Source organism: bacterium, from assembly GCA_035703895.1.
Lineage (GTDB): Bacteria > Sysuimicrobiota > Sysuimicrobiia > Sysuimicrobiales > Segetimicrobiaceae > Segetimicrobium.
On sequence record DASSXJ010000182.1, the window covers coordinates 1 to 7,124 of the forward strand.

Below are 7,124 nucleotides of genomic sequence, written 5' to 3' on the forward strand. Positions count from 1 at the left end.
CGCTTCGGGGCTCGTTGCACAAACGGGAAGGAGGCAGACACGATGAGAGGACGTATCTTGGCCGTGCTCGTGGCAGCCGCCGTCACCGCCGCGGTGCTTCCGGCGCTGGCGCAGACGCCGGTGACCGTGACCTGGTCCACGCTGGCCACCGGTGGCCCGGTCGTCTCGGACGTCTACCGGGCGCTGGCCCAGCAGTTCGAGCGGCAGAACCCGGGCGTTCGCGTCAACGTGCAGATCCAGCCCGGCACGTCGGGCGAGCAGTACAACCGGTACGTGACCTTGTTCGCGGCGAAAGACGCGTCGGTCGATGTCATCTCGATCGACGTGATCTGGCCCGCGCCGATGGTGGCGGCGGGGTGGCTTGCCCCGCTCGATCAATGGTTCACGGCCGGCAAGCGCGAGGTCTTCCTCCCGGGCGCGGTCCGGGCCAATACCATCGGAGGGAAGATCTACGGCGTGCCGTGGTATACGGACGCCGGCCTCCTCTACTATCGCAAGGACCTCCTGGCCAAGTACAACGCCAAGGTCCCGGCCACGTGGGACGAGATGATCGCCACCGCGCAGCGCATCACCGAAAGCGAGAAGAACCCCCAATTGGCGGGTTTTCTCTTTCAGGGCGCCAAGATCGAGGCCCTGGCGGACTTCTTCTACGAAGTCCTCTGGAGCAGCGGCGGCGACGTGCTGGACCCGAGCGGAAAGGTCATCGTCGATAACACCAAGGGCGTGGAGGCGGTAAACTTCATCCTCGACCTCGTTCGCAAGAGCCATGTCGCTCCTCCGGGCGTGGCGACCCTCGCCACCGACGATACACGTGCGGCGTTCCAGGATGGCCGCGCGGTGTTTCTCCGGAACTGGACATACGCCTACGACCTCTTCCAGGGCAGTGGATCGAAGGTCGCCGGCCAGGTGGGGATCGCGCCGCTGCCCAAGGGGGCCGCGGGCCGCAGCGCCTCCACGCTCGGCGGGTGGCAGCTCGCGATCAGCGCCTTTTCTCGCAACAAGGAGGCGGCGTGGAAGTTCGTCGAGTTCATGACCGGTCGGGTCGCGGAGAAGAGCATGGCCCTGCAGTCCAGCACTGTGCCCACCCGCAAAGACATCTTCGACGATCCGGAAGTCAAGCGGCGGGCGCCGCAGTCCCCCGACATGCTCAGGGCCGTCCTCAGCGCCACGCCGCGGGCGCAGATCGCCGATTACCCGAAGATGTCGGCGATCATCCAGGCGAACCTACAGGCCGCGCTGACCAACCAGATCCCCGGCGATGAAGCGGTGAAGCGGATGGCCCGCGAGATCCGCGCCCTCCTCGCGCAGTAGCGTGGCCACGCGGCTCGGGCGGGGGCCCGCGGTCGCACGGACCGGCGGGGCGGCCCGGGTCTTGCAGCGCTGGGCAACCGGCCGGCTCACGGACTCCGAGCTGGCGGCCGCACTGTTGCTCCCATGCTTGATGTTCCTCGCGACCTTCGCCTTTTACCCGATCTTGAACGCGTTCTGGACGAGCGTGCACCGGCTGCGGCTCGATCAGCCGCAGGCGGGGGTGCCGTTCGTGGGGCTGCGCAACTTCGCGCGAGCGTTTGAGGATCCCGACGCGTGGCACGCGATCCAGGTCACGCTCGCCTACGTGGGAGTGACCGTTGCGGTCCAGTTCCTGCTGGGCCTGGGAATCGCCCTCGTGATCAACCGCACGGTGCGCGCCAAAGGGTTCGTACGCGCGGTCACGCTACTGCCGTGGACGCTCGCGCCGGCCCTCGCCGGCCAGATGTGGCGGTGGCTCTTCAACGACTCCGCGGGCGTGATCAACGACCTGCTGCACCGCGTTCACCTGATCAGCCGGCCGATCATCTGGCTGGGCGTGCCCTCGCTCGCGTTCGCGGCGGTGGCGACCGCCGCCTCGTGGGGCGCCGCGTCGTACATGGCGTTGATTCTGCTGGCAGGGCTGCAGAGCATCCCCGAGGATCTGTACGAGGCCGCGAGTATCGACGGCGCCTCGCCGCGGCGCGCCTTCTTCGCCGTCACCCTTCCCCTGCTGCAAAGCGCAATCATGGTCTCCCTCGTCCTCAGGACGCTGGGGGCGCTGCAGGCGTTCGACATCGTCTTTCCAATGACCGGCGGCGGGCCGGGCCACGCGACCGAGACCTTCGCCATGTACGTCTACGAAAACACGTTCCAGTACCTCGACTTCGGCTACGGCGCCGCGCTCTCAGTGATCCTGCTCATCCTGGCGCTCGGGTTCGCCGGGACCTACTATCGCGTGCTGGCGCCGAGGGAATGACCATGGCCGGACTCCGCCCCGCCGGCAGAATCGCTTTCGCGGCCCTGGTCGCCCTCGTGGTCGCGTACTCTCTGGGTCCGTACGTGTGGACGCTTTTGACCTCGCTGAAGACCGAGCGCGAGCTGTACCAGTTCCCGGTGACCTACCTGCCACACGCGCCGACGCTCATCAACTACGTCCACGTCTTCCAGGGGAACCCATTCGGGCGGTTCCTGTTGAACAGCTGCATCGTCTCGGTCACCTCGACGGTGCTGTGCCTGTTTCTCGCCACCCTGGCATCCTACGCGTTCGCCCGTCTCCGATTTCCCGGGAGCCAGGTGCTCCTGCTGGGTATCCTGGTCGTGGCGATGGTCCCCCTGATCACCGTGATCGTCCCGCTGTACGTCCTCGTGCGGGGGTTCGGGTTGCTGAACACCTACGGGGGATTGATTGGCCCCTACATCACCTGGTCGCTCCCGGTGGCGATCTTCATCCTGACCGCGTTCTTTCGGGAGATCCCGCGCGACCTCGAGGAAGCGGCGGCGATCGATGGATGCAGCCGGGTAGGGACGCTCTGGCGGATCATCGCGCCGCTCGCGGCCCCGGGCCTCGTCACCGCGGGCATCATCGTGTTCGTCAACACCTGGAACGAGTTTCTCGTCGCCTTGACGCTCACGAGCACCACGGAGATGCGCACGATCACGGTGGGGATCGCGCTGTTCCGGGGCGAGTTTTCGTTCCCGTGGGGCGTGATCTCCGCGGCGGTGCTGCTGGCCACGGTCCCGATCGTGGTCTTGATCCTCGGCGGCCAGCGGCTGGTGATCCGCGGGCTCACCGCGGGCGCGGTGAAGGGGTAGCCCACGCACCCATATAGCATTCTCGGTGAGGCACCGCAATGATTACGGTCGCGTATGTGTCATGTGCGGACAGCCGCGAGATCCACGTCCTGTCCCTCGATGGTGTGAACGGCGCAGTGAAGCTCGTGCAACGGGTGCCTGTGGTGGGTACGGTCATGCCGCTCGCGATCGGCCCGAGCCGCCGGTTCCTCTACGCATCGCTTCGCTCACGTCCATTTTCGGTCTCGACCTTCGGGATCGATCCGGAAACCGGCACGCTGGGCCACCTCTCGACCGTCCCGCTGGCGGACAACATGGCCTATCTCTCAACCGACAGAACCGGGCGATTTCTATTTGGCGCGTCCTACACGGGCGACAAGATCTCGGTCAATCCGATCGACAGGGAAGGATTGGCGCACGCCGTCCCCGCTCAGATCATCTCGACACGCCCGCACCCGCACGCGATCATCGTCGACCCATCGAATCGCTACCTGTTCGTCCCGAGCCTCGGCGGGGACGCCGTCCTCCAATTCAGGTTCGATGAGATGACCGGGCTGGCCACGCCGAATGTGCCGCCTGCCGTCGAGACACGGAAGGGAGCGGGTCCGCGCCACCTCATCTTCCATCCGCACGCCGAGTTCGCCTATGGGACGAACGAACTCGACGCGACGGTCAACGCCTATCGGTTGGATGCGGCGACGGGGACGCTGACGCTGATCGGGGCCGCAAGTGCGCTGCCTCCCGAGTTCGAGGGCCATGCGCCCTTCGCGGCGGCGGACCTACACATCACGCCCGACGGCCGGTTCCTTTATGCGTCAGAGCGGGCCTCTCACACCCTGACCGGGTTCGCGGTCGACGTCGCGAGCGGCGCCCTCGTGTCGATCGGCAATTTCCCGACCGAGCAGCAGCCTCGCAGCTTCAACATCGATCCTCGCGGCAGGTATCTGCTTGGCGCCGGCCAGATGTCGAACAGCATGACGAGCTACGCGATCAATCAGGGTACGGGAGCGCTCACCCCACAGCATCGATGTGGCATGGGGAGGAACCCCAACTGGGTTGAGATTGTCGGCATCCCGCGGGCGTAGGGCTTCTTATGGATGGATTCTAGCCGAGGATGGATCCGCTTCGAGGAACCGGTCGAGGACCGCGTCGGCGAACCGATCGGCCCCAGCAGCCAGTATCACGCGATGCTCCACGCCGCCGAGGTCGACGTGGACGACGTCGGGGGTCAGTAGAGCCGGCACGCCGCTGCCCCCATGAATGGGAAGTCCCTGGGCACTCGCTGCCAGGACGATGCCATCTCCCGCGTCGCGGTCTCCGCCCCGGGGGCTCGCGGTTACGCCGGCCATCGTGTTCGCATCGCCCTGCTGGCCACTCCCGTAGAAGACCCACACGCGAATCCCCTCAGGCATCGACCGAGCGTTGAGCTGTTCGAGCATGGGATTGCCCCCGTCCGGCGGCATGTCCCACGGCTGCGTGGGCTCTGCACGCCAGAATGGAAATGTCGGGGTCATCTCATCGACAGCAGGGGAGTGCGCAAAGTACGCGTAGGGGAGGAATGTCGGTGCGTTTCGGTACGTATACGCGAGCACTGACCCCTCGTTCGGCACCCCGACGAGAATGAGACGGTTCACCAGCGTTCCCCATCCGTCGACATCCATCTGGACGTTCCACCGGGCCATCAGGCCGCCGAAGCTGTAGCCGACGACATTGATCTTCGCCGCATACGTCTGGGCGAGCACGACATGGCGAATGTAATCGGCGAGACGATGCGCCCCTTTTTCGAGCGTGATCAGGTGAGATGGATAGTCAAACCAGAACACCGTCGGGGCCGGCCCACTGTCGCGGTAGCCGCGCCGGATGAATGACGCGAGTGTTTCCTTGCTGCGACCACCCAGCTCGTTCATGTACCCGGGGACGATGACGGTGGGGAGGAGGATTGTGACGATCCGGCTCGCTGTGGCCGCGCGAGCCTCTTGGCGAAGCGTGATCTGGATCGGAAACCGCACGTTGTCCGTGAACGGCTGAACGGGGGCAAATTCGCCCACCTTCACGACGCCCACCCGGACGGCGCCTCCCGGAAGGTCGATGTCCATCGCAAAGCGGCGCGGCATGTGGATGAGCAGCAGCGAGCCGTGCGCCTCGACGCCATCGAGCCACGCTTCCAAATCGACGCTCGGGATCTCGGCCGCGCGCGGATCCAGGCCCGACGTGGCGATTTCCACGCGTAGAATATGTCCGTTGACGATTCCCGCAGCCAAGATCTCGACGTTCGGGTCCGGCCCCTGCTGGCCGAGCGCGGGGGCGGCCAGCGCGGCGAGGAGAGCGACGACGATTGTCGCGACGACGGTGCTGCGCATAGGGTGCATCAACGCTGTGCTCCTCGTGCGTTCCTTTCACGGTGGCGATCGGCAGCCACCGGAGTGTCCACCAGCGTTGATGCCCCTAGGGTCAGACGGAGACGACCCAGTTGCGATGTTTCTCATGCCTTCGATACAGCGATATCATCCGTTTGGGTGCGCCCGGGTGGGGGCACGGCATCCTTGCCTGACGCGGCAAATCTTGGTGATCAAGCGGCAGAAACTGGCTCGGGGAGGGCGCCTCCTATTTCACCGCCTCGACGTTCCACGGGATGATCCAGGGGCTGGGTCGGAACCCAAGAAGGCCCTTTCGGCTGAGCACCAGTGTGTAGAAGGCGCCGGGACGGACGACCGGGGCCTCCGTATACCAGAGCTCATGCAGCTTGACCCAGAGCTGCGCGCGCTTCGCCTGATCGGGTTCCGCATTGAACTCCGCGAAGAGGCGGTTCTTGTCCGGCACATCCCACCATCCAGGCCACGCCCCGGAGTAGATATTCTGCAGCGACGGATCCGGCAGGAAGCCGCCCGATGTTACAAACATGTCCCAGTCCGCCGGTTTGGCGCGGTGGTCCAGCACGCCCGCCCACTCCAGGACCTGCAGATCCACCTTGAATCCGGCATGCTGGAGCTGTGACGAGGCGATGACCGTGCTCTTGAACATGTAATCGTACTGCTGCGTCGACAGCCACCGGATCGGCTGCCCGGAGTAGCCAGCTTCCTTGGCCAGTTGCTTCGCGCGGTCGACGTTGTGGACGTTGTACCACTCCGCCCCGGCCGTCGTGTACCAGGGGGTGCCCTTTGGGTAGAGGCTCGGATCGAGCGCGTACAGATCGGGGTTGCCGAACGTCGCCCGCATGATCGGCTGCATGTCGAGCGCGACCAGCACCGCCTGGCGGAGCTTCACATTGGTCATCAGCCCCTGCTTCGTGTTGAAGACGAAGACGAGGTACGAGCCCGGTTGGACGATGCCCACATCGAGGCGGGGGTCCCCTTTGAGCTGTGTGTACGCGTCCTGGTTGATCCCGTCGGCGATCTGGTAGTCCCCACTCTGTACCCCGGCGATCCGCGTCGCGACCTGCGACACAGGATAATAGTAGATGTCGTCCGCGAGGGCGTCCTTCCGGCCCGCGAATCCGCTCGCCGGCTCGCTGCGCGCCGCGTACTGGTCGAAGCGAGCGACGTGGACGTGCCGGTCAGGTGCCCACTCCGCAAACTTGTAGGGCCCGGTCCCGATGTACTGCTTCAGCGGGCTCGTGCCGGCGGCGTCCGCGATCTCTTTCGGCATGATGACGGCGGACCCCGGAAGTGCCAGGAACGACAGCAGCGGCGCGAACGATGACTTCATCTTCATGATCACCGTGTCGGATCCGCTCGCCGACAATGAATCGAGGGCTTTGTACACCGGCGTGCCGCGCGGGTTCAGTTTCCCCCAGCGGTTGAGCGAGGCGACGACGTCCGCGGCGGTCAACTGGCCGCCGTTGTGGAACGGAACGCCCTTCCGGAGGGTGAACGTGTACGTCAGGCCATCCTTGCTGACCGTGGACGACGACACGAGAGATGGCTGAACCCGCCAGTTGGCATCGAACGCGAACAGCGTTTCGTAGATCGGGAGCGTGATCGCGACGGTCAGGTCGGCCGTCGTGGCCATCGCGTCCAGCGTGAGGGGCTCGCCGATCTCGGCAA

Annotated in this window: 6 protein-coding genes; 4 read left to right on the top strand and 2 right to left on the bottom strand. The window is 65.6% G+C overall.

The window, feature by feature from the left end; genetic code table 11:
* Nucleotides 1–42: 42 nt before the first annotated feature.
* From VFP86_12785 to VFP86_12800, 4 genes are read left to right on the top strand one after another with little or no spacing between them, the layout of a single operon-like run.
* Complete coding sequence (locus VFP86_12785) at nucleotides 43–1,311, top strand: ABC transporter substrate-binding protein (protein HET9000515.1); 1,269 nt, start codon at nucleotides 43–45, stop codon at nucleotides 1,309–1,311.
* A gap of 1 nt (nucleotide 1,312) precedes the next feature.
* Nucleotides 1,313–2,266, top strand: coding sequence for a sugar ABC transporter permease (locus VFP86_12790; protein ID HET9000516.1), 954 nt, complete (start codon nucleotides 1,313–1,315; stop codon nucleotides 2,264–2,266).
* Nucleotides 2,267–2,268: 2 nt separating this feature from the next.
* Complete coding sequence (locus VFP86_12795) at nucleotides 2,269–3,102, top strand: carbohydrate ABC transporter permease (protein ID HET9000517.1); 834 nt, start codon at nucleotides 2,269–2,271, stop codon at nucleotides 3,100–3,102.
* Nucleotides 3,103–3,140: 38 nt separating this feature from the next.
* Nucleotides 3,141–4,166, top strand: coding sequence for a beta-propeller fold lactonase family protein (locus VFP86_12800; GenBank protein ID HET9000518.1), 1,026 nt, complete (start codon nucleotides 3,141–3,143; stop codon nucleotides 4,164–4,166).
* 6 nt (nucleotides 4,167–4,172) lie between these two features.
* Here the strand turns inward: VFP86_12800 and VFP86_12805 are convergent, their stop codons facing one another.
* Entirely contained in the window at nucleotides 4,173–5,450 is a 1,278-nt protein-coding gene (locus VFP86_12805) for a hypothetical protein (GenBank protein HET9000519.1), read from the bottom strand.
* A 235-nt stretch (nucleotides 5,451–5,685) separates the two neighbouring features.
* Nucleotides 5,686–7,124, bottom strand: a 1,439-nt coding sequence (locus VFP86_12810; GenBank protein HET9000520.1) for an ABC transporter substrate-binding protein, incomplete at its 5' end; no start/stop codon positions are given.

Bases quoted from the DNA above. Each gene is read 5' to 3' on its own strand.
- VFP86_12800 (HET9000518.1), top strand. From the start codon at position 3,141: ATGATTACGGTCGCGTATGTGTCATGTGCGGACAGCCGCGAGATCCAC.
- VFP86_12795 (HET9000517.1), top strand. From the start codon at position 2,269: ATGGCCGGACTCCGCCCCGCCGGCAGAATCGCTTTCGCGGCCCTGGTC.
- VFP86_12785 (HET9000515.1), top strand. From the start codon at position 43: ATGAGAGGACGTATCTTGGCCGTGCTCGTGGCAGCCGCCGTCACCGCC.
- VFP86_12805 (HET9000519.1), bottom strand. From the start codon at position 5,450: ATGCACCCTATGCGCAGCACCGTCGTCGCGACAATCGTCGTCGCTCTC.